The sequence below is a fragment of the Streptomyces doebereineriae genome, assembly GCF_031845645.1.
GTDB lineage: Bacteria > Actinomycetota > Actinomycetes > Streptomycetales > Streptomycetaceae > Streptomyces > Streptomyces canus.
The window spans coordinates 66,484-92,605 of sequence record NZ_JAVREZ010000022.1; the positions used below are offsets into that span (position 1 = coordinate 66,484).

At 72.0% G+C, this 26,122-nt stretch carries 26 protein-coding genes; 18 read left to right on the forward strand and 8 right to left on the reverse strand.

Annotation, left to right across the window (positions count from 1 at the left end; translation table 11 throughout):
• The first annotated feature begins 92 nt into the window (after positions 1–92).
• Genes bioB through bioD form a run of 3 tightly spaced genes read left to right on the forward strand, consistent with a single transcriptional unit; the run spans position 93 to position 3,301 of the window.
• Positions 93–1,283 carry a biotin synthase BioB gene (gene bioB / locus RNB18_RS41940; protein ID WP_311719368.1) on the forward strand — a complete coding sequence of 397 codons (1,191 nt, stop codon included), beginning with the start codon at positions 93–95 and terminating at the stop codon, positions 1,281–1,283.
• Positions 1,276–2,562: an adenosylmethionine--8-amino-7-oxononanoate transaminase gene (locus RNB18_RS41945; protein WP_311719369.1), complete on the forward strand. Its 1,287-nt coding sequence runs from the start codon at positions 1,276–1,278 to the stop codon at positions 2,560–2,562. The genes bioB and RNB18_RS41945 overlap by 8 nt, the downstream gene beginning before the upstream one ends.
• A 1-nt stretch (position 2,563) precedes the next feature.
• A complete protein-coding gene (gene bioD, locus RNB18_RS41950) occupies positions 2,564–3,301 on the forward strand; it encodes a dethiobiotin synthase (RefSeq protein WP_311719370.1) in 738 nt (245 codons plus the stop codon).
• Here the strand turns inward: bioD and RNB18_RS41955 are convergent.
• On the reverse strand, positions 3,298–5,508 hold the full coding sequence (locus RNB18_RS41955) for a LuxR C-terminal-related transcriptional regulator (RefSeq protein ID WP_394817763.1): 2,211 nt from the start codon (positions 5,506–5,508) through the stop codon (positions 3,298–3,300). The genes bioD and RNB18_RS41955 overlap by 4 nt on opposite strands.
• A 117-nt stretch (positions 5,509–5,625) precedes the next feature.
• Here RNB18_RS41955 and RNB18_RS41960 point away from each other — a divergent pair, with 117 nt between their 5' ends.
• Positions 5,626–6,312, forward strand: coding sequence for an esterase/lipase family protein (locus RNB18_RS41960; protein ID WP_311719371.1), 687 nt, complete (start codon positions 5,626–5,628; stop codon positions 6,310–6,312).
• Positions 6,313–6,389: 77 nt separating this feature from the next.
• Positions 6,390–7,079, forward strand: coding sequence for a class I SAM-dependent methyltransferase (locus tag RNB18_RS41965; RefSeq protein WP_311719372.1), 690 nt, complete (start codon positions 6,390–6,392; stop codon positions 7,077–7,079).
• On the opposite strand, the gene RNB18_RS41970 is transcribed toward RNB18_RS41965, so the two are convergent.
• The gene (locus tag RNB18_RS41970) at positions 7,080–7,454 is read right to left on the reverse strand and encodes a hypothetical protein (RefSeq protein ID WP_057610595.1); all 375 of its coding nucleotides are present in this window, start codon (positions 7,452–7,454) and stop codon (positions 7,080–7,082) included.
• A complete protein-coding gene (locus RNB18_RS41975; protein WP_007380443.1) occupies positions 7,451–7,675 on the reverse strand; it encodes a hypothetical protein in 225 nt (74 codons plus the stop codon). The genes RNB18_RS41970 and RNB18_RS41975 overlap by 4 nt, the downstream gene beginning before the upstream one ends.
• Before the next feature lie 209 nt (positions 7,676–7,884).
• Between RNB18_RS41975 and RNB18_RS41980 the strand changes: the two genes are divergently transcribed.
• The 10 genes from RNB18_RS41980 to mug all read left to right on the forward strand — a co-directional run bounded on the left by RNB18_RS41980 (position 7,885) and on the right by mug (position 18,341).
• The gene (locus RNB18_RS41980) at positions 7,885–8,697 is read left to right on the forward strand and encodes an ABC transporter ATP-binding protein (RefSeq protein ID WP_311719374.1); all 813 of its coding nucleotides are present in this window, start codon (positions 7,885–7,887) and stop codon (positions 8,695–8,697) included.
• Positions 8,698–8,701: 4 nt separating this feature from the next.
• Entirely contained in the window at positions 8,702–11,269 is a 2,568-nt protein-coding gene (locus RNB18_RS41985) for an ABC transporter permease (RefSeq protein WP_311719375.1), read from the forward strand.
• 49 nt (positions 11,270–11,318) lie between these two features.
• A complete protein-coding gene (locus RNB18_RS41990; RefSeq protein WP_311719376.1) occupies positions 11,319–12,209 on the forward strand; it encodes an LLM class F420-dependent oxidoreductase in 891 nt (296 codons plus the stop codon).
• 57 nt (positions 12,210–12,266) lie between these two features.
• Positions 12,267–12,692, forward strand: a complete 426-nt coding sequence (locus RNB18_RS41995) for a GNAT family N-acetyltransferase (RefSeq protein ID WP_311719377.1) — start codon at positions 12,267–12,269, stop codon at positions 12,690–12,692.
• Positions 12,693–12,741: 49 nt separating this feature from the next.
• On the forward strand, positions 12,742–14,067 hold the full coding sequence (locus RNB18_RS42000; RefSeq protein ID WP_311719378.1) for a hemolysin family protein: 1,326 nt from the start codon (positions 12,742–12,744) through the stop codon (positions 14,065–14,067).
• Positions 14,064–15,077 (forward strand): hemolysin family protein, encoded by a 1,014-nt coding sequence (locus RNB18_RS42005; RefSeq protein WP_311719379.1) that lies wholly within the window; start codon positions 14,064–14,066, stop codon positions 15,075–15,077. The genes RNB18_RS42000 and RNB18_RS42005 overlap by 4 nt, the downstream gene beginning before the upstream one ends.
• A 95-nt stretch (positions 15,078–15,172) precedes the next feature.
• Positions 15,173–15,946, forward strand: a complete 774-nt coding sequence (locus tag RNB18_RS42010; protein WP_311719380.1) for an SGNH/GDSL hydrolase family protein — start codon at positions 15,173–15,175, stop codon at positions 15,944–15,946.
• Between the two features lie 6 nt (positions 15,947–15,952).
• Entirely contained in the window at positions 15,953–16,294 is a 342-nt protein-coding gene (locus RNB18_RS42015) for a DUF4326 domain-containing protein (RefSeq protein WP_311719381.1), read from the forward strand.
• Between the two features lie 59 nt (positions 16,295–16,353).
• Complete coding sequence (gene purB / locus RNB18_RS42020; RefSeq protein WP_311719382.1) at positions 16,354–17,796, forward strand: adenylosuccinate lyase; 1,443 nt, start codon at positions 16,354–16,356, stop codon at positions 17,794–17,796.
• Complete coding sequence (gene mug / locus RNB18_RS42025) at positions 17,793–18,341, forward strand: G/U mismatch-specific DNA glycosylase (RefSeq protein WP_311719464.1); 549 nt, start codon at positions 17,793–17,795, stop codon at positions 18,339–18,341. Before purB ends, mug begins: the two co-directional genes overlap by 4 nt.
• Before the next feature lie 4 nt (positions 18,342–18,345).
• Here mug and RNB18_RS42030 read toward each other — a convergent pair whose 3' ends face one another.
• From RNB18_RS42030 to RNB18_RS42040, 3 genes are all read right to left on the reverse strand, one after another.
• Complete coding sequence (locus RNB18_RS42030; protein WP_311719383.1) at positions 18,346–18,792, reverse strand: hypothetical protein; 447 nt, start codon at positions 18,790–18,792, stop codon at positions 18,346–18,348.
• A 566-nt stretch (positions 18,793–19,358) separates the two neighbouring features.
• Positions 19,359–20,108 (reverse strand): ABC transporter permease, encoded by a 750-nt coding sequence (locus RNB18_RS42035; RefSeq protein WP_311719384.1) that lies wholly within the window; start codon positions 20,106–20,108, stop codon positions 19,359–19,361.
• A 1-nt stretch (position 20,109) separates the two neighbouring features.
• On the reverse strand, positions 20,110–21,030 hold the full coding sequence (locus RNB18_RS42040) for an ABC transporter ATP-binding protein (RefSeq protein WP_311719385.1): 921 nt from the start codon (positions 21,028–21,030) through the stop codon (positions 20,110–20,112).
• A 108-nt stretch (positions 21,031–21,138) separates the two neighbouring features.
• Here RNB18_RS42040 and RNB18_RS42045 point away from each other — a divergent pair, with 108 nt between their 5' ends.
• From RNB18_RS42045 to RNB18_RS42055, 3 genes are all read left to right on the forward strand, one after another.
• Complete coding sequence (locus RNB18_RS42045; RefSeq protein ID WP_311719386.1) at positions 21,139–22,308, forward strand: sensor histidine kinase; 1,170 nt, start codon at positions 21,139–21,141, stop codon at positions 22,306–22,308.
• Between the two features lie 14 nt (positions 22,309–22,322).
• Positions 22,323–22,985, forward strand: a complete 663-nt coding sequence (locus RNB18_RS42050; protein ID WP_311719387.1) for a response regulator transcription factor — start codon at positions 22,323–22,325, stop codon at positions 22,983–22,985.
• Between the two features lie 85 nt (positions 22,986–23,070).
• The gene (locus tag RNB18_RS42055; RefSeq protein ID WP_311719388.1) at positions 23,071–24,228 is read left to right on the forward strand and encodes an ROK family transcriptional regulator; all 1,158 of its coding nucleotides are present in this window, start codon (positions 23,071–23,073) and stop codon (positions 24,226–24,228) included.
• 62 nt (positions 24,229–24,290) lie between these two features.
• Here RNB18_RS42055 and RNB18_RS42060 read toward each other — a convergent pair whose 3' ends face one another.
• Both RNB18_RS42060 and RNB18_RS42065 read right to left on the reverse strand, forming a co-directional pair.
• Positions 24,291–25,055 carry a GntR family transcriptional regulator gene (locus tag RNB18_RS42060; RefSeq protein ID WP_280856234.1) on the reverse strand — a complete coding sequence of 255 codons (765 nt, stop codon included), beginning with the start codon at positions 25,053–25,055 and terminating at the stop codon, positions 24,291–24,293.
• 122 nt (positions 25,056–25,177) lie between these two features.
• On the reverse strand, positions 25,178–26,062 hold the full coding sequence (locus tag RNB18_RS42065) for an RNA polymerase sigma-70 factor (protein ID WP_311719389.1): 885 nt from the start codon (positions 26,060–26,062) through the stop codon (positions 25,178–25,180).
• Positions 26,063–26,122: the final 60 nt, after the last annotated feature.

The window sequence follows — 26,122 nt, forward strand, 5'->3', positions numbered from 1 at the left end:
CCACGGTGTGGCAATACCCACACGTCACAGCGGGTGTGTTGTGCGATCCCTACCTTGGCCCGAGGCGGGTCCGTAGGACAGGATCGGCTCTCATGGACCTGCTGAACACGCTGGTGGACAAGGGGCTTCGGCGCGAGCTGCCGACCCGCGAGGAGGCGCTGGCCGTGCTGGCCACGTCCGACGACGAGCTGCTCGATGTGGTGGCCGCGGCCGGGAAGGTGCGCCGGCACTGGTTCGGACGGCGGGTGAAACTCAACTATCTCGTCAACCTGAAGTCCGGGCTGTGCCCCGAGGACTGCTCCTACTGCTCTCAGCGGCTCGGCTCCTCGACCGGCATCCTGAAGTACACCTGGCTCAAGCCGGACGAGGCCTCCAAGGCCGCGGCGGCCGGCCTCGCGGGCGGCGCCAAGCGGGTCTGTCTGGTGGCCTCGGGCCGCGGTCCGACCGACCGGGACGTGGACCGGGTCGCGGGCACCATCAAGGCCATCAAGGACCAGAACGAGGGCGTCGAGGTGTGCGCCTGTCTCGGACTGCTCTCCGACGGCCAGGCCGAGCGGCTGCGCGAGGCCGGCGCGGACGCCTACAACCACAACCTCAACACATCCGAGTCGACCTACGGCGACATCACGACCACGCACACCTACGCCGACCGGGTCGACACCGTGACCAAGGCGCACGCGGCCGGTCTGTCCGCCTGCTCGGGCCTGATCGCCGGCATGGGCGAGAGCGACGAGGACCTGGTCGACGTCGTCTACTCGCTGCGTGAGCTGGACCCCGACTCCGTTCCGGTGAACTTCCTGATCCCGGTCGAGGGCACCCCGCTGGCCAAGGAGTGGAACCTCACCCCGCAGCGCTGCCTGCGCATTCTCGCGATGGTCCGCTTCGTCTGCCCGGACGTCGAGGTACGCATCGCAGGCGGCCGCGAGGTCCATCTGCGCACCATGCAGCCCCTCGCCCTCAACCTCGCCAACTCGATCTTCCTCGGCGACTACCTCACCACCGAGGGCCAGGCCGGCAAGGCCGACCTGGAGATGATCGCGGACGCCGGGTTCGAAGTGGAGGGCGCGGGCGAGGTGACGCTGCCGGAGCACCGGGCGGCGGGCGGCTGCGGGTCCCATGAATCCGCGGGCTGCGGCTCTCACGAGGGCGCGGGGTGCGGATCGCACGAGAGCGCGGGAGTCTGCGGTACGGCGGTCCCGGCCACCGCCGCCAACGAGGCGCGGACGGATCTGGTCGCCGTACGCCGACGGGGCGCAGGAACGGATCTCGCGCCCAATGCCTGATCTGCCCGGCCTGCCGGTGACGGAGCTGCTGGCGCTCGACCGGCGGCACGTGTGGCATCCGTACGGTCCGATGCCCGGCCGGGTCGACCCGCTCGTCGTGGAGTCGGCGAGCGGGGTGCGGCTGAAGCTCGCCGAGGGCCCGGAGCTGGTCGACGGGATGTCCTCCTGGTGGTCGGCCATCCACGGCTACAACCACCCGGTGCTGAACGAGGCGGCGCGGGAGCAGCTCGGGCGGATGAGCCATGTGATGTTCGGCGGGCTCACCCACGAGCCCGCCGTCCGGCTCGCGAAGCTCCTTGTCGACATGTCTCCCGACGGCCTCGAGCATGTCTTCCTCGCCGACTCGGGGTCGGTGTCGGTCGAGGTCGCGGTGAAGATGTGTCTGCAGTACTGGCGCTCGCTGGGCCGTACGCGCAAGCAGCGCCTGCTGACCTGGCGCGGCGGCTACCACGGTGACACCTGGCAGCCCATGTCGGTGTGCGACCCCGAGGGCGGGATGCACGAGCTGTGGTCCGGGGTCCTGCCCCGCCAGGTGTTCGTGGAGGCTCCTCCGGCCGAGTACGAGGAGTCGTACGCCGACGAGCTGCGCGCGGCGATCGGGCGGCACGCCGACGAGCTGGCCGCGGTGATCGTGGAGCCGGTGGTGCAGGGTGCGGGCGGGATGCGGTTCCACTCCCCCGCGTATCTGCGGGTGCTGCGCGAGGCGTGCGACGCGCACGACGTGCTCCTGGTGTTCGACGAGATCGCGACCGGATTCGGGCGCACGGGCGCCCTGTTCGCCGCGGAGCACGCCGCGGTCACGCCGGACGTGATGTGTGTCGGCAAGGCGCTGACCGGCGGCTATATGACGATGGCGGCGACCCTGTGCACGCCTCGCGTGGCCGACGGCATCTCGCGGGGCGAGGTGCCGGTACTGGCCCACGGCCCCACCTTCATGGGCAACCCGCTCGCCGCGTCGGTGGCCTGCGCCTCGATCGGGCTGCTGCTCGGGCAGGACTGGCTCGCGGAGGTCAAGCGGATCGAGGCGGGGCTGCGGGAGGGGCTGGAGCCGGCGCGTGAGTTGCCGGGCGTGCGGGACGTACGGGTTCTGGGCGCCATCGGGGTCGTACAGCTGGACCACGAGGTCGACATGAGGGCCGCGACGGAGGCCGCCGTACGCGAGGGCGTATGGCTGCGGCCGTTCCGCGACCTCGTGTACACGATGCCGCCGTACGTCACGGGAGACGAGGACGTGGCACGGATCGCGCGTGCGGTGTGCGCCGCCGCTCTGGAGGGATGACATGCCGGTACTGGTGATCACGGGGACGGGCACGGAGGTCGGCAAGACCGTCGCGACGGCCGCTGTCGCCGCCGCGGCGCTCGCCGCCGGACGGACGGTCGCCGTCCTCAAGGCCGCGCAGACCGGCGTACGGCCGGACGAGCCCGGGGACGCCGACGAGGTGGAGCGGCTCGCGGGTGCCGTGACGAAGGCCGAAGTCGCCCGCTATCCCGAGCCGTTGGCCCCGGCCACGGCCGCTCGGCGGGCCGGTCTGACGCCGGTGCGCCCTCATGAGGTCGCCGAGGCCGCTGCCAAACTGGCCACCGAGCACGACCTGGTGCTCGTGGAGGGGGCCGGCGGACTGCTCGTCCGCTTCGACCATGAGGGCGGGACACTGGCCCACGTGGCGGAGCTGCTGCGGGCGCCGGTCCTGGTCGTGGCGTCGGCGGGCCTGGGCACGCTGAACACCACGGAGCTGACGGCCCGTGAACTGCGCCGCCGGAAGCTGGACCTGGCGGGCGTGGTGATCGGCAGCTGGCCCGACTCCCCCGATCTCGCCTCACGTTGCAACCTCGCGGACCTGCCGGACGTGTCCGGGGCTCCGCTGCTCGGCGCCCTGCCGGCCGGCGCCGGCCGGCTGGCCCCTGCCGACTTCCGTGCGGCGGCGCCGGGTTGGCTGGCACCGCGCCTGGACGGGACGTGGGACGCGGAGGAGTTCGGGGTGCGTGAGGCTCCCTCGAACACGCCCGCTGAGCTCTAGGACGCCTCGCTCTCCGCGATCAGCCGCACCAGTTCGATGCGGGAGCGGATGCCCAACCGGGTGAAGACGCCCCGCAGATGGTGGTCGATCGTGCGCGGGCTGAGGGCCAGGCGGGCGGCGATCTCGCGGTTGGTGGCCCCCTCGGCGACCATGCGGGCGACCAGCAACTGCTGGGCCGTGAGACGGGCGGTGGGATTCACGGCGTGCCTCGGGGCGGCGGGGGCGCCCAGGGCGCGGAGTTCGGCGCGGGCCCGGACCGCGCAGTGCGGGGCTCCGAAGTGTTCGAAGGCTTCAAGGGCGCTGTGCAGGCGGTCGCGTGCCTCCGTGCGGCGGCGCAGCCGGCGCAGGGCGCTGCCGAACAGCAACTCTGTGCGGGCGCGTTCGAAGTCGCGGGTGCCGCGCGCGTGCAGGTCGAGGGCGGTGCGGTAGTGCTCCACCGCCTCCTCGCCGGGGGCCAGCAGGGCACGGCAGCGGGCGCTCAGGGCGAGGTCGTCGGGGCTGTGCACGGCCGTGGCCCAGCGGTGGTAGTCGGCGTGGGCGCCGCGGGCGATCCTGGTGTCGTCGGTGCGGACGGCGGCCTCGACGTAGTGCGGGGTGGCCAGGTGCCGGATGGCCCGATGACCGTGGCCGGGGCCGAATCCGGCGAGGGCACGCAGCCGGGCCGCCGCTCCCGCGAAGCGTCCGTCGGTGAGATCAAGGAAGGCGAGCGCCCACTGGGCGAGGGCGGCGGGCAGGCCGAGGCCCCGGGCGAGGGCGTACGACCGTGCGGCGGCGGCACGCTCGCGGCAGCCGTCGGCGTCTCCCGTGATCGCCGCGAACATGGCGAGGGCGGCTTGGAGATGACAGGCGCCGTTGTCCTGACCGGTGGCGTGCGCCTGGTGCAGGGCCTCCGTCGCCGCGGCCTGACCGGCCTGTGGACGACCGGTCCAGAAGTCGGCGTAGGCGCGGAACTCCATGGCCTGTGCCACGACGGCCGTCGCGCCCCGGGCGCGGGCGGAGGCAGCGGCGCGGAGGGTCGCGGTGGCGGCGCGGGTGTGGTCGCCGAGCATCAGGGCGGCGATGCCGGCGTGGACCAGGAGGGTGGGGTCGCCGCCGGGACCGCAGCGCCCGGCCGCCGCCCGGAGGAGGTCGCGGGCATCCTCGTAGCGCCCCTCGAAGGCGGCCGCGAGTCCGCCGAGTGTGCCGGGCGGCTCGATCCCGAGCCGTGCCGCCACTCTCGCGGCCTCCCGGCAGCGGCGCAGGTCGCCGGTGTAGACGGCGGCCTCGGTGGCGCGGGCGAGGAGGTGGGTGACGGACTCGGCCTGCTCACGTCCACCTGAAGAACCGTTCCCTCTCACCGGGTGGGACGGTCTCGCTCGGTGCGTCACCGCCGTCAGCAACCCGTCGAACGCCTCCGTCGCGTTCCCCGCGCGCAACGCGATCAGCCCGCCGAGGGCGTCGTCGGCCGCGCCGCTCGCCGCGAGGCGGCGCGCCCGGTCGCCGTCGCCCGCGTTCCAGGCGTCCACGGCGGCGCGCGTGAGAAGGCGGGACCGGTCCGAAGGGTCCGGGCTGAGGGCGGCGGAACGCTCCAGCAGAGCCCGCGCCAGGGCGAGTTGGCCGGTGCGGCGGGCCTTGTCCGCGGATCCGCGCAGCTCCGCCGCGAGCCGTCCGCTCGGGCCGAGCGCCCCCGCGCCCCGGTGCCAGGACCGGCGAGCGGTCTCGCCGTCGCCGTGCAGCACACGGGCCAGCAGCCGGTGGACGTCACGGCGGTCGGCCGGCGAGCCCGACTCGTACGCGGCGATCCTCGTCCAGGCGTCCCGGAAGACGACGCCGCCCGCCCCCGCGTGCGCCACACCGGCCGCTTCCGCGGTCTCCAGCGGGCGGGTGTCGAGGCGGGCCGCGGTGACGGCACGGAGGAAAGCCTGGGTGGCCACCGGGTACTGGTCGGCGGCCGCGAGGAGCAGAAGGAGGCGGGTGTCGTCGGGCAGGGCCCGGATCTGCGCGCGGAGCACGCGCAGCAGTGCGGGGGCGAGGTCGGCGGGTTCGGTCGGGAGCGGGTCCAGGCCGGCCGACTGACGGTCGGTCAGCAGCGTCACGAGTTCGGCGGCGGCGCGCGGATCGCCGTGAACGGAATGCAGCAGCCGTACCCTGACGCCCTCCGGAAGCGCCGAGATCACGCGCTGCGGTGGCGAAGTGCGGGTCTGATGCGGAGGGTTCACCGGAGTCACCACGTCATTCACGTTACTGGCGAGTTAATTGACCCGTAAAGACCGGCGACTTCGCCGATGCGGCGCGCGTAGACCCGCCCGACACTCCTGACAACCCCACCCGTTTCAGGAGGCATCATGCAGCGCTTCGGGCGTCGCATCGCCGCGGCCGGCACGGCCGTGGTCACTTCTCTCCTTCTGGCACTCTCCTTCACCGCGGTCCCCGCACACGCGGCGACCCACAACCCCGTCGTCTTCGTACACGGTCTCAGCAGCGACGCGAGCAGCTGGGACGACTGGATCGCCGACTTCGAGGCCGACGGCTACCAGGCCTCCGAGCTGGACGCCTGGTCGTACAGCTGGTCGCAGTCGAACGTGACCACCGCCCAGCAGCTGGCCACCGAGATCAAGAGAGTGCTCGCCGCCACCGGCGCCTCGAAGGTCGACCTGGTCACCCACTCGATGGGCGCGCTCAGCGCCCGCTACTACCTGAAGAACCTCGGCGGTACGGCGTACGTGGACGACTTCGTCTCGGCCGCCGGCGTCAACCATGGGACCACGACGGCCTCTTGGTGCTCCTGGCTCTACACGTCGTGCGCGGAGATGTCCACCGGCAGTTCCTTCCTCACCGCCCTCAACTCCGGTGACGAGACGCCGGGCAGCGTCGCGTACGCCAGTTACTGGTCCAACTGCGACGACGCGCTCACCCCGGACACCACGGCGATCCTGAGCGGCGCCACCAACGTCGAGGTCGGCTGTGTCTCGCACACCGACATGAACAACGACCACGGCGTCTACGAGCAGGTGCGCGACTTCGTGGAGTGACCGTCCGCAGGGGTGCGACGGGGTTCCGCGGGGGACAATTGCGGTGAGGTCAGTCCTGTCCGGTGAGGGAGGCTGCCATGGCGCCGCGGTCCGCCGGTTCCGGCAAGGTGTCCCGGGACCCCGTCCACCATCCGCTGTTCGCCCGGTACTACGCCCGGGTCAGTGTCACCGCCGAGAGCAGATGGGGCATGGCCCGGGTGCGGGATCGGCTGCTCACCGGGCTGTGGGGGCGGGTGATCGAGATCGGCGCGGGCAACGGCCTGAACTTCTCGCACTATCCCGGCACGGTCTCCGAGGTCGTGGCGATCGAGCCGGAGCGCCGGCTCAGGCAGCTCGCGGTGGAGGCCGCCCTGCGCTGCGAGGTGCCGGTCGACGTGGTGCCCGGCGCCGCGGAGGCGCTGCCCGTCAAGAGCGAGGCCTTCGACGCCGTGGTGATCTCTCTGGTGCTGTGCAGTGTGCGCGATGTGCCGCGCGCGCTCGGCGAGGTGCGCCGGGTGCTGCGGCCCGGCGGGACCGTGCGGTTCTTCGAGCACGGCAGGGGCGGCGGCCCGGCGATGCGCTTCACCCAGCGCGCCCTCGACCGCACGGTGTGGCCTCCGCTGAGCGGCGGCTGTCATCTCGCCCGCGACCCGGTCGCCGCGCTGCGGGACGCCGGGTTCGAACTCGGCCCCTACCGACGGGTGCTGATGCCGGAGAAGGGGCCCGCGTTGCCTACGTCCTTCTGCGTGCTGGGCACCGCCTGGCGACCACCGGCGACGGACAGCTGATCACAGGGTCCACCTCTGCAGCTCGCGCGCGATGTCGTGCAACGAGGCGTCGCCCTTCTTGGCCACCTTGGCGAGGTCACGGACGAGCTCGGGCGAGGTGACCACCCTGAGTCCGCTCGCGACGAGATAGGCGTACCCGACCGCGCACGCGAAGAGCGCGTTGGTGCGCTCCAACGCCGGGACGTGGATGAGCAGTTGCAGCAGTGCGGCGGCGCGCAGGTGCGGGCTGTCGTAGACGGGGATGTCGAATATCTCGGCCTGGTGCCGGGCCACGGCGGCTACCAGGGCGCCCCAGTCGATGACCTGGGGATCGCCCGGGGTCTTCTGCTCGGCGAGCATCAGAAGCCAGGCGAGATCGATGTGCAGATCGCTCAACGAGTCTCGTGATCCTTGCCGAACTCCTCCGCGAAGACGGATTCGTACTGCTTCATGAAGTCGGCCGCGGCCTCCACGAAGGCCTGGCCCGCTTCACCGGTGTCCTTCATGACCAGCTCCTCGATGTAGCGGTTGACGCTCACGCCACGGGCGAGGGCACGTTCACGGGCGGCACGGGCGGTGCCCTCGTCCACCCGCACGTTCAACTGAGTCTTCGCCATGGTTCGAAGCTAGCGCCGAAACGCTAGCAGCCGCAAGGGGGTCCACCCACAGGTGGAATGTGCCCCTTACATCGGTATCGGGGGCCCGACCTGGGGTGGAGACCGTCTCGACCGCACGGGGGATATCCGGTGTGGGGTGGATCACATTACGCTCGGCCGGATGGGGACCACCCGGTCCGCGAGCGCTGTCCACGAGCGAGGAGAGAGCCTTGTCCACAGCTGCTGCCGAGCACGCTCCCGGTGCCGTTCCGGCCGACGGGATCGCGGCCCGCGCCCGCGGTCTGACCAAGGCGTACGGCTCGGGCGAGACGGCCGTGCTCGCCCTGGACGCGGTGGACGTGGACATCGCGCGCGGCCGCTTCACCGCGGTCATGGGGCCTTCGGGCTCGGGGAAGTCCACGTTGATGCACTGCCTGGCGGGGCTCGACACCGTGTCGGCCGGTCAGGTGTGGCTCGGCGACACCGAGATCACCGGGCTGAAGGAGCGCGAGCTGACCAGGCTGCGCCGGGACCGGATCGGGTTCATGTTCCAGTCGTTCAACCTGATCCCGACGCTGAACGCGGCGGAGAACATCACCCTGCCCATGGACATCGCGGGCAAGAAGCCCGACGAGAAGTGGCTGGACCAGGTCATCGACACCCTGGGGCTGCGGGACCGGCTGGGGCACCGGCCGTCGCAGCTCTCGGGCGGTCAACAGCAGCGCGTCGCATGTGCCCGCGCGCTCGCCTCCCGGCCCGAGTTGATCTTCGCCGACGAGCCGACCGGCAACCTCGACTCACGGGCGGGACTGGAGGTCCTCGGATTCCTGCGCGAGGCCGTCGACCAGCTCGGGCAGACGGTCGTCATGGTCACCCACGACCCGGGCGCCGCGGCCCACTCGGACGTGGTGCTGTTCCTGGGGGACGGGCGGGTCGTGGACCGCATGGAGCAGCCCACCGCGGAGGCCGTACTGGAACGCATGAAGCGATTCGACGTGATCCGCAGTCAGTACCAAGAGGCACCCGAGGCCGGGGAGGCCTGACGCCGTGCTGAAGGCGACGCTCCGCAGTTTCCTCGCGCACAAGGGACGGCTGGTGCTCTCCGCGCTGGCCGTGGTGCTGTCCGTGGCGTTCGTCTCGGGCAGCCTGATCTTCTCCGACACGCTGAGCCACACCTTCGACCGGCTCTTCGCCTCGACCGCGCCCGACCTCACAGTCAGCCCCAAGGAGGACCTGAGCGAGGCCATCCCGTCCGGGACGACGGCCACCCTGCCGGCCGCGCTCGCGGACCGCGTGTCCCGGGTCGAGGGGGTCGCCGCCGCGCGCTTCGACGCCGAGGACGACGGGATCACCGTCGCCGACTCCAAGAACGAGTCGGTGGGCTCGACCACCGGCGCCCCCACCATCGGCACCGACTGGAACCCGACCTCGCGCAGCCCCGTGAAGCTCACCTCGGGCCACGCCCCGCACGGCCCGACCGAGGCGCTGCTCGACTCGGAGACCGCCGACCGCAAGAACCTGCACATCGGCGACCCGCTCACCGTGATCGCGGCGCCGGGCTCCTTCAAGGTCCGGATCGTCGGCATCGTCACGTTCACCACCACCAACCCCGGTGCCACACTGCTGTTCCTGGATCCACCGACCGCGCAGGCCAAGCTGCTCGGTTCCCCGAAGGCCGCCACCAGCATCTCGATCGACGCGGCGGAGGGCGTCGGCAACGACCAGCTCAAGCAGCGCGTGGCCGCCGCGCTCGGGACGGGCACCTACGAGTACCGGACCGCCGAAGAGCAGGCGAAGTCGGACGTCGACCAACTGGGCGGATTCCTCGACGTCATCAAGTACGTCATGTTGGGATTCGCGGGCATCGCCGTCCTGGTCGGCGTCTTCCTGATCGTCAACACCTTCTCGATGCTGATCGCCCAGCGCACCCGCGAACTGGGCCTGTTGCGCGCACTGGGTGCCGACCGTCGCCAGGTCCGCCGCTCGGTGCTCACCGAGGCCACCCTGCTCGGACTCGTCGGCTCCACGGTCGGGCTCGGCACGGGAATCGGGCTGGCCGTCGGGCTCATCTCGCTGATGAACGCCTTCGGCATGAACATCCGGACGAGCGAGATGGTCATCGGCTGGGGAACACCCGTGGCGGCATACGTCGTCGGGGTGGGCGTCACCTTCGTCGCGGCCTATCTCCCGGCCCGGCGCGCGGCCGGCGTCTCCCCCATGGCGGCCCTCGCGGACGCCGAGATCGCCGGGATCGGAAAGCCGCTGCGCATGCGGGCGATCGTGGGCGGGGTCGTCGGCGCGGCGGGCGCGGCCGCGCTGGTGGGCTGTGTCACCTCGTCGAAGACGGCGTCCGCGGCCTCCCTGCTGGGCCTCGGCGTCGTCCTGACGCTCCTCGCCACCGTCATCGCGGGCCCGCTGCTGGTGCGGCCGGTGATCCGGGTACTGGGCGGCGCCTTCCCCGCCCTCTTCGGCTCGGTCGGGCGGATGAGCCAGCGCAACGCCCTGCGCAATCCCCGGCGTACCGGCGCCACCGCGGCCGCCCTGATGGTGGGCCTCGCCCTGGTCGGCGGGATGTCCGTGGCCAGCGCCTCGATGTCCAAGTCCTTCGACGACCAGATCGACAAGACACTGGGTGCCGATTTCGTCGTGCAGAACGGCAACTTCCTGCCGTTCCCGCAGGAGGTCACGGAGGCGGTGCGCGGGACCGAGGGCGCCGGGCTCGTCGTACGGTCGAGGTTCGCACCCGTCGCCGTACGGCTGCCGGACGGCAAGCGCGTCGAGACCACCGCCGCGGGGTACGACCCGCAGCTCGACGAGGTCGCCCACATCACCTACGCGCAGGGCGACACCGCGGCCGCGCTCGCGTCCGGGCACCTGGCCATGGACCTGGACTTCGCGCGCGACCACGACGTGAAGGTCGGCAGCAGGGTCCCGGTCGAGTTCCAGGGCGGCCGCCGGACCGAACTGACCGTGGGCGCCCTCACCGACCAGGACTCCGCGGACGGGTTCGGGACGCAGGGCGGCATCTACTTCGGCCTGTCCACCCTGGAGCGGTTCGCGCCGGGCGGCCAGGACTCCGCGCTGTATGTGAACGCCGCCTCCGGGGCCGGCGCCGACCGGCTGCGCGCAGCCCTGGAGAAGACACTCGACCCGTATCCGCAGGTCCAGGTGCGCGATCTCGCCGACTACAAGGACCTGGTCCACGACCAGATCGCCGTCCTGCTCTACCTCGTCTACGCGCTGCTCGGGCTCGCGATCGTCATCGCCGTGCTCGGCGTGGTCAACACCCTCGCCCTGTCGGTTGTGGAGCGCACCCGGGAGATCGGGTTGTTGCGCGCCATCGGGCTCGCCCGGCGTCAGCTGCGCCGGATGATCCGGCTGGAGTCGGTGGTGATCGCCGTGTTCGGCGCGGTCCTCGGGCTCGCGCTCGGGCTGGTGTGGGGCGTGTGCACCCAGCAGGTGCTGGCGCTTCAGGGCATGAACGCGCTGGCGATCCCCTGGGGCACGATCGTCGCGGTCGTCGTCGGCTCGGCGGTGGTGGGCATCGTGGCGGCGCTGCTGCCGGCATTGCGTGCCTCGCGCATGAACGTACTGGCGGCGATCGCGCACGAATGAGGGAATCGCGGGGCAGAAAACTCAAGTCGCTTACCGCTGAGGAGAGTTCATGCCCCGCCCGTTTCGCTTCGCCGTCAACCTGACCGCCGCCGCCACCGACGAGGACTGGCGCGCCAAGTGCCGACAGGCCGAGGAACTCGGTTACGACGTGATCCTGGTCCCCGACCATCTCGGCAAGGTCGCGCCCTTCCCCGCGCTGGTCGCGGCGGCGCAGGTCACCGAGCGACCGCGCCTCGGCACGTTCGTCCTCAACGCGGGCTTCTGGAACCCGGCGCTGCTCGCCCGCGAGGTCGCCACGGTGGACACCCTCACCGGCGGCCGCCTCGAACTCGGCCTGGGCACCGGCTATGTGCAGTCCGAGCACGACCAGGCGGGGCTGCCCTTCGGTTCGGCGGGCGAGCGGGTGGACCATCTCCGGCGCACGGTCGAGGAGTTGGAGCGGCTGTTGTCCTCCGAGGACCATGTGCCCCAGCCGGTGCAGCGGCCCCGGGTGCCCCTGCTGATCGGCGGCATAGGCAACCGGATGCTGAAACTGTCCGCCCAGCACGCCGACATAGCGGCCTTCACCGGGGCGACCCTGGTGCCGGGGGACACGACCGGCAAGCTGACCCCGACCACCGCCGAGCAACTCGACGAGCGGGTCGGGCGCTATCTGCAACTGGCCGAGGGGCGCAAGGAGCCGGCCGAACTGAACCTGCTCATCCAGATGGTGGTGGTCACCGACGACCGCGAGGCGGTGGCCACGCCGTTCCTGCACCGGGTGCCGGACCTGACCCTGCAGCAGGCGCTGGATCTGCCCATCATGCTGATCGGCACGGTCGAGGAGATCGTCGCTCAGGTGCTGGCGCAGCGCGAGCGGTACGGCTTCACCTATCTGACGGTGCTGGAGGCCTTCATGGAGGCGTTCGCACCGGTGATGGCGCGGCTGCGCGGCCGTTAGCCGTCCGGATCCTGGAATTTCCCGTCCCGGGCGGGGCCGGCGTGATGGGATCGCCACATGACCGACCTGCGGATACGGGCCGCGACGCCCGACGACCTCGACACCGTGCTGGCCTTCTGGAAACAGGCCGCCGAGGGGACGAGCATCAGCGACGACCGCGACGGCGTGGAGCGGCTCGTCATCCGGGACCCCGAGGCGCTGATCCTCGCCGAGCTCGACGGCGAACTGGTCGGCACGGTGATCGCGGGCTTCGACGGCTGGCGGTGTCATCTGTACCGGCTCGCCGTACACCCGGAGCGCCGGCGTCGGGGCATCGGATCGGCGCTGCTCACGGCCGCCGAGGAGCGGTTCGTACGGCTCGGCGGGCGGCGCGGGGACGCGATGGTGCTGGTGCGCAACGAAACGGCACAGCACGCGTGGCGCGCGGCTGGGTATGCGCCCGAGGAAAAGTGGCGGCGATGGGTGAAACCCTTCGCCGGGTAGGACGGGCGATCCTGGGGACCCTGTCCGATCATGGGACGGAGGTGACCCGATGACCGAAGTGCTCCTCCTGCTGGTGGCGATCCTGCTCTCGCTGGCCTGCGGTGCCTTCGTGGCGGCGGAGTTCTCGCTGACCACGGTGGAGCGCGGGCAGCTGGAGCGGGCGGTGGAGCGCGGCGAGCGGGGCGCGTCCGGCGCCCTGAAGGCCGTACGGCATCTGACGTTCCAGCTGTCCGGGGCGCAGCTCGGGATCACCGTCACCAACCTGGTCGTCGGCATGCTCGCCGAACCGTCGATCGCGGCGCTGATCGCGGGGCCCCTGGAGTCGCTCGGGGTCTCGCCGTCCACCTCCCGGTCGCTGGCGCTGGTGCTGGGCACCGCGCTGTCGACGGTGTTCCTGATGGTGGTCGGCGAGCTGGTGCCCAAGAACTGGGCGATCTCCTCGCCGTTGGCCATGGCCAAGCGGGTGGGCACCGCGCAGAGCTGGTTCAGTGCGGCCTTCCGCCCGTTCATCACGCACCTCAACAACATGGCCAACCGGGTGGTGCGCCGCTTCGGTCTTGAGCCCGCCGAGGAGCTGGCCTCGGCACGCGGGCCGCAGGAGCTGGCCGCGCTGGCCCGGCACTCCGCCCGGGCGGGCGCGCTGGAGGCGGACACCGCCGAGCTGTTCGTGCGGACGCTGAATCTCGCCGACCTGACCGCGGAGAACGTGATGACCCCGCGGGTGCAGGTGATCGCCCTGGACGTGCAGGCGACCTGCGAGGACGTGGCGAACGCGACGCGCGCGACGGGGCTGTCCCGGTTCCCCGTCTACCGCGGCGGCCTCGACTCGGTCGTCGGCATCGCGCACATCAAGGACGTCCTGGCGGTACCGGCCGAACGCCGGCCCCGCGCCTCGGTGGCCGAGCTGCTGCGGGAGCCGCTGCTGGTGCCCGAGTCGCTCACCGTGGACCGGCTCCTGGACCGGCTGTCCGGCAAGCGCACGATGGCGGTCGTCATCGACGAGTACGGCGGCACGGCGGGCGTGGCCACGCTGGAGGACATCGTCGAGGAGGTCGTCGGCGAGGTACGCGACGAGCACGATCCCCACGAGACGTCCGACCTGGCCGCCGCGGGCACCGACGAGGAGGGCAGGGAGCTCTTCCGGGCCGACGGTTCGGCACGCATGGACCAGCTCGCGCGCGTGGGCCTGCGGGCGCCCGAGGGCCCGTACGAGACGCTGGCCGGACTACTGGCGACGGAGCTCGGCCGGATTCCGGCCGTCGGCGACTCGGTACAGGTCGCCGGCTGGCAGCTCGACGTGCTGGACGCACAGGGCCGCCGGGCCGCGCGAGTGCTGCTGCACGCGCCCTTGACCGGGGAGGCGACCGAGTCATGACCGTCGTGCAGTTGTTGATCGGGCTGGCGTCTCTCGTCGTCAACGCCTTCTTCGTGGGTGCCGAGTTCGCGCTGATCTCGGTGCGGCGCAGCCAGATCGAGCCCTACGCCGATCAGGGCGACCGGCGTGCGAAGAGCGTGCTGTGGGGGCTGGAGCACGTCTCCGCGCTGATGGCGGCGGCGCAGCTCGGGATCACGTTGTGCACTCTGGTCCTGGGTGTGGTCGCGGAGCCGGCGATCGCGCATCTGCTGGAGCCGGTGTTCCATGCGGTGGGGGTGCCGAAGGGCGCGGGGCACGCGGTGTCCTTCGTGATCGCGCTGACCCTGGCGACCTATCTGCACATGCTGCTCGGCGAGATGGTCCCGAAGAACATCGCCCTCGCGGAGCCGGTGCGCAGCGCGCTGCTGCTCGGGCCGCCGCTCGTCACGCTGGCCCGCGGGCTGCGTCCGGTGATCTTCGCGATCAACGCCTTCGCGAACGCCCTGCTGAAACTGCTGCGCGTGGAGACCAAGGACGAGGTCACGGCGTCCTTCTCGGACGCCGAGCTGGCCCGGATCGTACGGGATTCCGGCGAGGCGGGCCTGATCGACGAGCGGGCGCGGGAGCGGCTGCACGACGCGCTGGAACTGGGGCGACGGCCCGTGCGGGACGTGGTGCTGCCCCTGGAAGAGGTCGTCTACGCGCGCGTGGGCGTCACGCCGGAACAGCTGGAGGCGCTGTCGAACGAGTCCGGGTTCTCACGGTTCCCCGTGGTGGACGAGGTGCGGCGGATCGTCGGCTACCTCCACGTCAAGGACGCGCTGGACGCCTCGCCGCGGGATCTGCCGTTCCCGGTGCGGGACATGCGGCCGATCGCGCGGATCCGGGAGAGCACACCGCTGGACGACGTACTGACGGCGATGCGCCGCAGCCGTACCCATCTGGCGGCGGTGCTCGGCGAGGACGGTCGGCTGGCGGGGCTGGTGACGATGGAGGACGTGCTGCGGGAGCTGTTCGGACGGCAGGTGTGAGGAGCGGTTCGGGCGGGCGGCGGGCCTGAGTGGCCGTTCGGGGCCCCAGGGTGACCGACCGCCGGGTATGTGCAGCGGTTACCATTTCTTCCGCCATGCAGACTAATCCCACTTACTCCAGCCTCGTCGCGGTAGGCGACTCCTTCACCGAAGGCATGTCGGACCTGCTGCCGGACGGCTCCTACCGGGGCTGGGCCGACCTTCTCGCCGGCCGGATGGCCGCCGTGACGCCCGGCTTCCGGTACGCCAACCTCGCGGTGCGCGGCAAGCTGATCCAGCAGATCGTCGACGAGCAGGTCGACGTGGCGGCGGCGATGCAGGCGGACGTGATCACGCTGGTGGGCGGGCTCAACGACACCCTGCGGCCCAAGTGCGACATGGTCCAGGTCCGCGACCTGCTGACGGAGGCCGTGGAGCGGCTGGCCCCGTCCTGCAAGCAACTGGTGCTGATGCGCAGCCCCGGCCGCCAGGGCCCGGTCCTGGAGCGGTTCCGGCCGCGCATGGAGGAACTGTTCACGGTCGTCGACGAGCTCGCGGCACGGCACGGCGCGGTGGTCGTCGACCTGTACGGCGCCCCCTCGCTCTCCGACCCGCGCCTGTGGGACGTGGACCGGCTGCATCTGACGGCCGAAGGCCACCGCCGCGTCGCCGAGGCGGTGTGGCAGACCCTCGGCTACGACCCCGAGGACACGGAGTGGCGTACGCCGGTCCCGGCGACGGTCCCACCGAGGTGGGTCGCGCGGCGCGTCGCGGACGCCCGCTTCGCCAGGCAGCACCTGCTGCCGTGGATCGGCCGGCGGCTGACGGGGCGCTCGTCGGGCGACGGCCTGCCGCCGAAGCGGCCCGACCTGCGGTCCTACGAGCCCTAGGACGTCGTGCACACGCGGGTGGTCAACGTCAGGGGCCGAATCCACGAGTACGGCCCCCGCCTCGAGCACGCGCCCACCGACCTCGTCTACGTCGGCCGACGCTGGACCATGGGCGGCTGGGACCTGCCGAAGCACCCGCTGTACAACCCCTTCGCCTACGACACCCCCTCGCGCCGCCGGGACGGCACGCGGGCCGAGGTCATGGCGAAGTACCGGGCGTATCTGCTGCAGCGACCGGATCTGCTCGCTCTGGTCCCCGGCCTTCGCGGCAGGGCCCTGGCCTGCTGGTGCGCGCCCGAACCGTGTCACGCCGATGTGCTGGCGGAGCTCGCGGAAGACCTCTCGTAGGTTCCCACGAACGGGGCCCGGGCGCTGGCCTGCACGAATCGCCAGTAGAATCCGTACACGTGACTTCCGCTCCCGCCAAGCCCCGCATCCCCAACGTCCTCGCCGGACGCTACGCCTCCGCCGAGCTCGCCACGCTCTGGTCGCCCGAGCAGAAGGTGAAGCTCGAGCGTCAGCTCTGGCTCGCCGTGCTGCGGGCCCAGAAGGACCTCGGGATCGAGGTGCCCGATGAGGCGCTCGCCGACTACGAGCGGGTCCTGGACACCGTCGACCTGGCCTCCATCGCCGAGCGCGAGAAGGTCACGCGGCACGACGTGAAGGCGCGGATCGAGGAGTTCAACGACCTCGCCGGGCACGAGCAGGTCCACAAGGGCATGACCTCCCGGGACCTCACGGAGAACGTCGAGCAGCTCCAGATCCGGCTTTCCCTGGAACTGATCCGCGACCGCAGCGTGGCCGTCCTGGCGCGTCTCGGCAAGCTGGCCGGCGAGTACGGCGAGCTGGTCATGGCCGGCCGCTCCCACAACGTGGCCGCGCAGGCCACCACCCTCGGCAAGCGTTTCGCGACCGCGGCGGACGAGCTGCTCGTGGCCCACGGCCGGGTCGAGGAGCTTCTCGCCCGCTACCCGCTGCGCGGCATCAAGGGCCCCGTCGGTACCGCGCAGGACATGCTGGACCTGCTGGGCGGGGACGCCTCGAAGCTGGCGGACCTGGAGCAGCGGATCGCCGGTCACCTGGGCTTCTCGCAGGCGTTCACCTCGGTCGGCCAGGTCTACCCGCGCTCCCTGGACTACGAGGTCGTCACCGCGCTGGTGCAGGTGGCGGCGGCCCCGTCGTCGCTGGCGAAGACGATCCGGCTGATGGCCGGGCACGAGCTGGTGACCGAGGGGTTCAAGCCGGGCCAGGTCGGCTCCTCCGCGATGCCGCACAAGATGAACACGCGGTCCTGCGAGCGCGTCAACGGCCTGATGGTCATCCTGCGCGGCTACGCCTCGATGACCGGCGAGCTGGCGGGCGACCAGTGGAACGAGGGCGACGTGTCCTGCTCGGTGGTGCGCCGGGTCGCGCTGCCGGACGCGTTCTTCGCTCTCGACGGTCTCCTGGAGACCTTCCTGACTGTCCTCGACGAGTTCGGCGCCTTCCCGGCCGTCGTCGCGCGCGAGCTGGACCGCTACCTGCCCTTCCTCGCCACCACCAAGGTGCTGATGGGCGCGGTGCGCGCGGGTGTCGGCCGTGAGGTCGCACACGAGGCGATCAAGGAGAACGCCGTCGCCTCCGCCCTCGCGATGCGCGAGCAGGGCGCCGAGCGCAATGAACTCCTCGACAAGCTGGCCGCGGACGAGCGCATTCCGCTCGACCGGGCCGGGCTGGACGCGCTGATGGCCGACAAGTTGTCCTTCACGGGCGCCGCGGCCGACCAGGTCGCCGCGGTCGTGGGCCGGATCGAGGAAATCGTGAAGCAGCACCCGGAGGCGGCGGGCTACACCCCCGGAGCGATCCTCTGACCCGCTTCACCCCAGAGGAGTTGGAGGCCGCCCGCGACCGTCTCGTACCGGACGTGATCGCGGATGGTCTCCATGTGCTGTTCTGCGGCATCAACCCCGGTCTGATGACGGCCGCGACGGGCCATCACTTCGCCCGGCCCGGCAACCGGTTCTGGCCGGTGCTCCATCTGTCCGGCTTCACCCCGAGGCTCCTGAAGCCGTCGGAGCAGCAGGAGTTGCTGTCGTACGGGCTCGGGATCACCAATGTCGTCGCCCGGGCGTCCGCGCGGGCGGACGAGCTGAGCGCCGCGGAGTACCGCGAGGGCGGGCGGCTGCTGGCGGAGAAGGTGGCGCGGCTCAAGCCCCGCTGGCTGGCCGTGGTGGGGGTCACCGCCTATCGGGCGGCTTTCGACGACAGGAAGGCGAAAGTCGGGCCGCAGGAGCGGAGGATCGGGGAGACGCGCGTGTGGGTGCTGCCGAATCCGAGTGGCCTCAACGCGCACTGGACGGCGGCGACGATGGCGGAGGAGTTCGCCCGGCTCCGGGTGGCGGCGGGGGACGGCTAGCGGGTCAGACCGGGTCGATGTCCGAGGCCACGGCCAGGACGTGGACCTCGTCGGTACTGTCCCGGTACCCCACGCCGAGGGCGATCCAGCGGTCCGAGCCCGGGGGCTGCCACAGGTCCAGGTCGTCCGCCACGGAGCTCGTGGTGGCCCAGGGTTCGGGTATCTCCTCGCCCCGCTCGCCGTGCACCCGGAGCGTTCCCATCCCCCAGAGCGGCCGCTGCTTGCCCCAGCGGTCGTCCAACTGCTGCGCTATGTAGCTCTTCAGGGCATAGAAGTCCTCCACGGTCGCCATGCGCCGCGCCGCGTCACCGGTCCGCATCCCATGGCTCACCTCTAACGACTCGATGCGGTAACCGGGTCCCGCCCCGTAGGGCACCGGCTCGCCGTCCGCCGCGCTCAGGTCGCGGGCGCACAGCGAGTCGATCGCGGCGAGGTACTTCGCACTGTCCATGTGATCCAGTAAACCGGCCACCACTGACATTTGGCGGGGCGTCAAGTGACTCGGGGGTCGGGCGTCCCGGGGACGGGGCGGTCGTGGGGTCGGGCGTCGCGGTCACGGACCCGCCGGGGGCAGTCCTCCGGTCCACGGACCAGCCGGGGCCCCGCGTCCCGGCAACAGATCGGTCGTGGGGGTCGGCGTCCCCGGCGACGGACCGGTCGTGGGGCCGGACATCCCGGCCACGAACCCGCCATGGAGGCAGGCCCCACAACCACGGACCGCTCGTGGGCTGGGGCATCCCGGCGACGGGCCCACCGCGGAGTCACGTGCCACGGCACAGACCAGTCACGGGCTCCGACACCCCAGCCACGAACCCGCCATGGAGGCAGGCCCCACAACCACGGACCCGCTGATGGGGGGGTCGGGTACCCCAGCCACGGGCCCACCGGGGCCGCTCGTTCCGGCGACGGACGAGTCGTGGGGGTCGGCGTCCCCGGGACCGGACCAGTCGTGGGGACGGGCCCCAGTCCCGAACCCACCGGAGAGTCGCGCGCCACGGCCACGGACCCACCCCAGGGTCAGGCATCCCGGCGACGCAGGCTCCACGTGCCCGCCGTGACGGCTGCCGCTGTCCACAGGGCGGTGACGCCGAGTCCGGGCCACGGGCCCAGAGTCCGGTCGGGGGTCTCGTACAGGACGGCCTGTCCGGCCCTGTCGGGCAGGAAGTCGGCGACGCCCGCCCCGGCCGCGTCCCCGATCACGAACGACACGACGAGGATGAACGGGATGATCAGGGAGAGCGCGCCCACACCACTGCGCAACAGGGCCGCGACTCCCGCCGCGAACAAGGCCATCAGCGTGAGGTAGACCGCACTGCCGACGACACCGCGAGTCTGCTCTCCCGTGGAGAGGCCGCTCGCCGCGTCCCCGAGCCCGGCCCGTCCCACGACGAGCGCCGCGAACGCGGTGACCAGCCCGACGGCCAGCGTCGGCACGCCGATCGCGAGCAGCTTCGCCGCGAACCACCGCCCCCGCCGCGGCACCGCGGCCAGCGACAGCCGGAGCCCACCCCCGTGGAACTCCGACGACACCGCCATCGCTCCGAAGGAGATGGCCGCGATCTGGCCCGGCCCGACCCCGGACAGCGCCATGAACAGCGGATCGAATTCGGGGTCCGAGGTCTCGGAGACCCCGGCGATCGCGGAGAACGCGGTGGTCGCCGCGAACAGGGCGAGCAGCGCGCCGAGGAGCGAGCGCAGCGTACGGATCTTCAGCCACTCGGAGCGGAGGACCGGGGTGAAGGAGCGGGGGGTGGCTGGGGACGACATGTCAGGCCTCCTGCGGCTGTGCGGTGAACTCTGTCTCGGTCGCGGTCAGATCCAGGTAGGCCTGTTCCAACGTGGCTTCCTGTGTGGCCAGTTCGAGGAGCGGCACGCGCGCGGCGGAGACGATGGCGCCGATCTCGTCCACGCGCGCGTGCTGCACGGTCCAGTGCCCGTCCTCGTGCTCCACGGCGTCGTGACCGTGCCGGGCGAGGGCGCTCTTGAGGGCGGTGGGGTCCGTCGTGCGGATGCGGACGCCGGGCCGCACGCGTGCGTGGATGAACTCCCGCATCGGTGTGTCGGCGAGCAGCCGCCCCCGGCCCAGGACGACGAGGTGGTCGGCGAAGGACGCGGTCTCGTTCATGAGGTGGCTGGAGACCAGCACCGTGCGACCCTCGCCGGCCAGCCGGCGCAGCAACTCGCGGATCCAGATGATGCCTTCGGGGTCGAGGCCGTTCGACGGCTCGTCGAGCATGACCACGCCGGGGTCGCCGAGCAGGGCGGCCGCGATGCCGAGCCGCTGCCGCATGCCCAGGGAGTAGGTCTTGACCCGGCGCCTTGCGACCGAGGCCAGCCCCGTCTGCTCCAGCACCTCCTCGACCCGGCGGTCGGGGATGCGGTTGCTCGCCGCCAGTGTGCGCAGGTGGTCGCGGCCGGAGCGCGAGCCGTGCGCGGCCTGGGCGTCGAGCAGGGCGCCCACATGCCGCAGGGGTTCGTCGAGTGTGACGTAGGCACGGCCGCCGATCGTGGCCGTCCCGGAAGTCGGACGGTCGAGGCCGAGGACGAGTCGCATGGTGGTGGACTTTCCGGCGCCGTTGGGCCCGAGGAAACCGGTGACACGGCCGGGCAGGACACGGAAGGTGACGTCGTCCACGGCTCGTCGGGTGCCGAACTCCTTGGTGAGGGCTTGGACTTCGATGCTGGTCATGGCAGCAGCCTGACCGGTGCCGCCGGGGCGGGACCTCCCCCGCGTGTGGAGATCGTGTCCCCCGTGCGGGGGAGGCTCGTTGTCGGTGGCGGCTGGCACGATGACCACATGGTCCGCTTGCTGCGCCCGTTCGGTCGGGCGGTGACGTACACACGATGGCTGCATCTGTTCATCGCCGTCGTGTGGCCGGCCATGTGGATGTTCGTCGAGGAAGCGTGGTGGATCTGGCTGGTGGCGGCCGTGACGCTCGCGCCCGCGGGGCTGGTGCCCGCGATGCGCACCGTGGAGGGGCTGCAGGCGAGGCTGCTGCTGACGGGGCACCGGCACAACAGCGAGAGCATCGACATCGTCGTCGCGCCGTCGGCGTCCTGGAGCGACCGGGGGCGGCTGGTCGTGTGGCTGGAGGCGCGTCTGCTGCTCGGCTACGCGACGGGGATGCTCAGCATGCAACTGCTGATCAGCTCGGTGGACCTGGTGGCGTCGGCCTTCGGCGGTGACGTCGACGAGGGCGTGCTGATCCTCCTCGACGGCCACCGGTGGTGGCACGTCATGCTCGCGCCCCTGTCGCTGGCCGCGCTGGCGGCGACCGTGGTCGGCTCGGGCCGTCTGATCACCGCGCTCGCGCTGCGGCTGCTCGGCCCCTCCCCCGCCGAGCGCCTGGCCGCCATGGAGGAGCGCACCGAGCAGCTCCTGGAGCGCACCCGTATCGCGCGTGAGCTGCATGACTCCATCGGGCACGCTCTGACCGTCGCCGTCGTCCAGGCGGGCGCCGCGCGGGCGGCCGGCGATCCGGCCTTCACCGACCGTGCCCTGGACGCCATCGAGGAGACCGGCCGGGCCGCGCTGGAGGACCTGGAGCGTGTCCTCGGCATCCTGCGCGAGTCCGACCGGCCGGTGAGCAGCCGCCCGACGCTGACGGACGCCGACCGGCTCCTGGAGTCCGCGCGCGCGTCCGGCGCCAAGGTGGACGCCGAACTGACCGGGCCGGTGGACACCGTGCCCGGGCCGGTATCCCGGGAGGGTTACCGGATCCTCCAGGAGTCGCTGACCAATGTGCTGCGGCACGCGGGGGCCGTCCCGGTCCGGATCCGTATCGAGGTCACGGACGTGGCCCTCGCCCTGGAGGTCCGCAATCCGCTGACGGCCGACATACCCGGCCCCGGGCGGGGCAGCGGGCTGCGCGGGATACGCGAACGGGCTGCCCTGCTCGGCGGCCGCGCGCACACCGGCCCCGACCGGGGTGACTGGCAGGTGCATGCCGAGCTGCCGCTCCGCTGATCTACGCTGACGGGATGCCGGTCACCGTTCTCCTCGTCGACGACGAACCCCTCGTACGCGCCGGTCTGCGGGCGGTGCTCGAGGCGCAGCCCGACATCGAGGTCGTCGGCGAGGCGGCCGACGGGGCGGCGGTGATCCCCCTCGTACGGCAGCTGCGGCCCGACGTGGTCGCCATGGACGTACGGATGCCTCTGCTGGACGGCATCGAGGCCACGCGCGCGGTGCTGCGGACGGTCGCGGAGCCGCCGAAGATCCTCGTGGTGACGACGTTCGAGAACGACGAGTACGTGTACGAGGCACTGCGGGCCGGTGCCGACGGGTTTCTGCTGAAGCGGGCCCGGCCGGCCGAGATCGTGCACGCGGTGCGGCTGGTCGCCGAGGGTGAGTCACTGCTGTTCCCGGCCTCGGTACGACAGCTGGCCGCCCAGTACGGCGAGGAGGGCGGCAACCGTGCCGCCCGGGCCGCGATGGAGCGGGCCCAGCTGACCGAGCGGGAGGCCGAGGTGCTGCGGCTGATGGCGCACGGTCTGTCCAACGCGGAGATCGCCGCGCGGTTGATCGTCGGCACGGAGACCGTGAAGTCGCACGTCAGCGCCGTCCTGGCGAAGCTGGGGGCGCGGGACCGAACGCAGGCGGTGATCGCGGCGTACGAATCGGGGTTCGTGGCGCCGGGGTGAAAGGTGAATCGGCCGGCAGGGCGCCAGGGCGGCGGAGCGACCTGTACCATCCGCCCCACACGCGCACGAGCTGGGAGGACGGACGTTGGGGCGACTGACCGGCGGGGATCCCTCGCTCCTGCGAAGAATCAATTCCGCGGTGGTGCTGCACGCGCTGCGCGCCACGGACTGCGCGACGCTGACCGAGGTCACCCGGGTGACGGGTCTGTCCCGGCCGACGGTCGAGGGGGTCGTCGAGGGGCTCATCGAGAGCGGCCTGGTGGTCGAGAAGGCGGCGGACGAGAGCGTCGCCCGGCGGCAGGGACGGCCCGCGCGGCGGTTCCGGTTCCGGGCCGAGGCCGGGCACCTGCTGGGCCTGGACATCGGGCCCCACAGGGTCGCCGCGCTCCTGTCCGACCTCGACGGCCGGGTACTCGGCGCCGTGGCCAAGGACGTCGACGAGACGGCATCCGCCGACGAACGTCTGGAGCGGCTGCGCACCGCGGTCGCCGAACTGCTGCGCCGGGCCGGGGTCGCGCGCGACTCCCTGTGGGCCGTGGGGGTCGCCTCGCCGGGCATCGTGGAGGCGGACGGGACCATACGGCTGTGCGCGGCGCTGCCCGAGTGGACGGGGCTGCGTCTCGGCGAGCGGCTGAGCCGTTCCTTCAAGTGCCCGGTCCTGGTGGAGAACGACGCCAACGCGGCCGCGGTCGCCGAGCACTGGAAGGGCTCCGCCACCGAGTCCGACGACGTGGTGTTCGTGCTGGCCGGGCTGAGTCCGGGGGCCGGTTCGCTGATCGGCGGGCGGTTGCACCGTGGGTACGGCGGGGCGGCCGGGGAAATCGGCGCGTTGCATCTGCTGGGGCGCGAGGTCACCCCCGAGACGCTGCTGTCCACCACGGACGAGCCCTTGCACCCGCTCGACGAGCAGGCGGTCGCCGAGGTCTTCGCCCAGGCCCGGAAGGGCGACCAGCGGGCCCGGGCGGCCGTGGACCGGTTCATCCAGCGGCTCGTCCACGACGTGGCGGCGCTGGTCCTGGCCCTCGACCCGGAACTCGTCGTGGTCGGCGGCTGGGCGGCCGGCCTGGACGGCGTACTGGAGCCGCTGCGGCGCGAGTTGGACCGCTACTGTCTGCGGCCGCCGAAGGTGACCCTGTCGCTCCTGGGCGAGGCGGCCGTGGCGACGGGCGCGCTGCGACTGGCTCTCGACCATGTGGAGGAGCAGCTGTTCGCGGTGGAGGGCACGGTCACGGCGCGGCGGTGAGCCGTCCGGTGCCGTGCGGCGGGCCGACGACATGCGGCGGGTGGGCCCCCCCGCCGCAGTGCTCAGGAGGCCCGGCGTTCCGGGCCCTCGTGGATCTCCACCGCGCCGGAGTCCCCGAAGGTCAGCCTGCAGGTGTCCGCACGGTAGGTGGCCACCGAGACGGCGGCGGTGCGGCCCCCCGCCAGGTAGCGGGTGGTGACGACGAGGACCGGGGCCCCGGGCAGGCGGTCCAGCTCCTTCGCGTCGTCCGCGCGGGCCGAGCCGAGTTCGACGGCGTTCTCACGGCTCTCCAGCTCCAAGCGCTGCAGTTCGCGCAACACGGCACGCGCGCGTGCCGCCCCGGACGGCGTGTCTATGGCGGAGAGTTCCGGCACCGAGGCCTCGGGGATGTACAGCAGCTCGGCGGCGACGGGCTGGCCGTGGGTCATGCGGGAGCGGCGCACGGTGTGCACCGGCTGCTCGCGGTCGGTCCCGAGGGCGTCCGCGACGGCCGCGGGCGGCACCGCGGCGGCGCAGTCGACGGTCTGCCAGTCGTCGCCGGCCGCACCGGGCCAAGCGTGCTGTTCGGTGCCGACGGCCACGCCCACGCGAGGCGGCGCGACGGTCGTACCGACACCGCGGCGGCGTTGCAGCCTGCCTTCCAGCTCCAGTTGCTCCAGAGCCTGGCGGAGCGTGGCGCGGGCGACGCCGAAACGGGCGGCGAGATCGCGCTCGTTCGGCAGGATCTCGCCCACGGAGAATTCGGAGTCCAGTGCCTCACTGAGCACCGTCTTGAGATGCCAGTACTTCGGTTCCGGCACCGTTTCGAGCTGCGTGGTGGTCCCCACCCTGTCCTCCGCAATCGCCGTGGTCCGGCGGCGTTTTAGCGCCCTTGTTTATTAAAGGTTGTTGCACTTCTCTGCGACCATAGGGCGGCCCCCACCCTTGGTCAAGACCAATCCTCGATCCCTCAGGCAGCAGACAGGGCGCGCAGCTTGTCGGGGTTGCGGATGATGTAGACGGACTGGATGCGGCCGTCCAGGATGTCGAGTTGGAAGACGGAGTCGGGCTTTCCGCCCGACAGGACGAGCACCGCCGGTCCACCGTTGAGCTCCAGGAAGCGCCACGTGATGTCCGTGACGCCCCTTTCGGCGATGCCGACGAGGAAACGGCCCACGTGGTCGGCCGACTCCAGGACCCGCAGCGGCGCCTTGGTCTTGCCGCCGCTGTCCCCGACGAGCCGGACGTCCGGGGCGAGCAGCGACATCAGCCCCTGCAGGTCCCCTCCGCCCGCGGCAGCGAGGAAACGCTCCGTCAGATCGCGGCGCCGGGCCGGGTCGACCTCGTAGCGCGGCCGTCGTTCCTCGACGTGCCTGCGGGCCCGCCCCGCGAGCTGCCGCACGGCGGGTTCGCCGCGGTCGAGCATGGCGGCGATGTCGGCGTACGGGTAGCCGAAGGCCTCCCTGAGGACGAACACCGCCCGCTCCAGCGGTGACAGCGACTCCATGACGACGAGGACCGCGAGGGAGACCGAGTCGGCGAGGACGGCCTGTTCGGCGGTGTCGGGCACGGTGTCCCCGAAGTCGGTCTCGTACGGCTCGGGCAGCCAGGGGCCGACGTACGTCTCGCCGCGCGCCTTGACCTGGCGCAACCGGTCGATCGCCAGGCGCGTGGTGACGCGGACCAGGTAGGCGCGCGGTTCGCGCACCTCGCTCCGGTCGGCCGCCGACCAGCGCAGCCAGGCTTCCTGCACCACGTCCTCGGCGTCGGTGACGCGCCCGAGCATGCGGTAGGCGACGCCCATGAGGACGGGACGGTGTTCTTCGAAGACATCGGTCTCGGTGTCAGTGGCCACGGGTTCATCCCAACCCAGACGCCGGTTCGTGTCCAGGCGATATCGGCGGGCGGCGGGCCC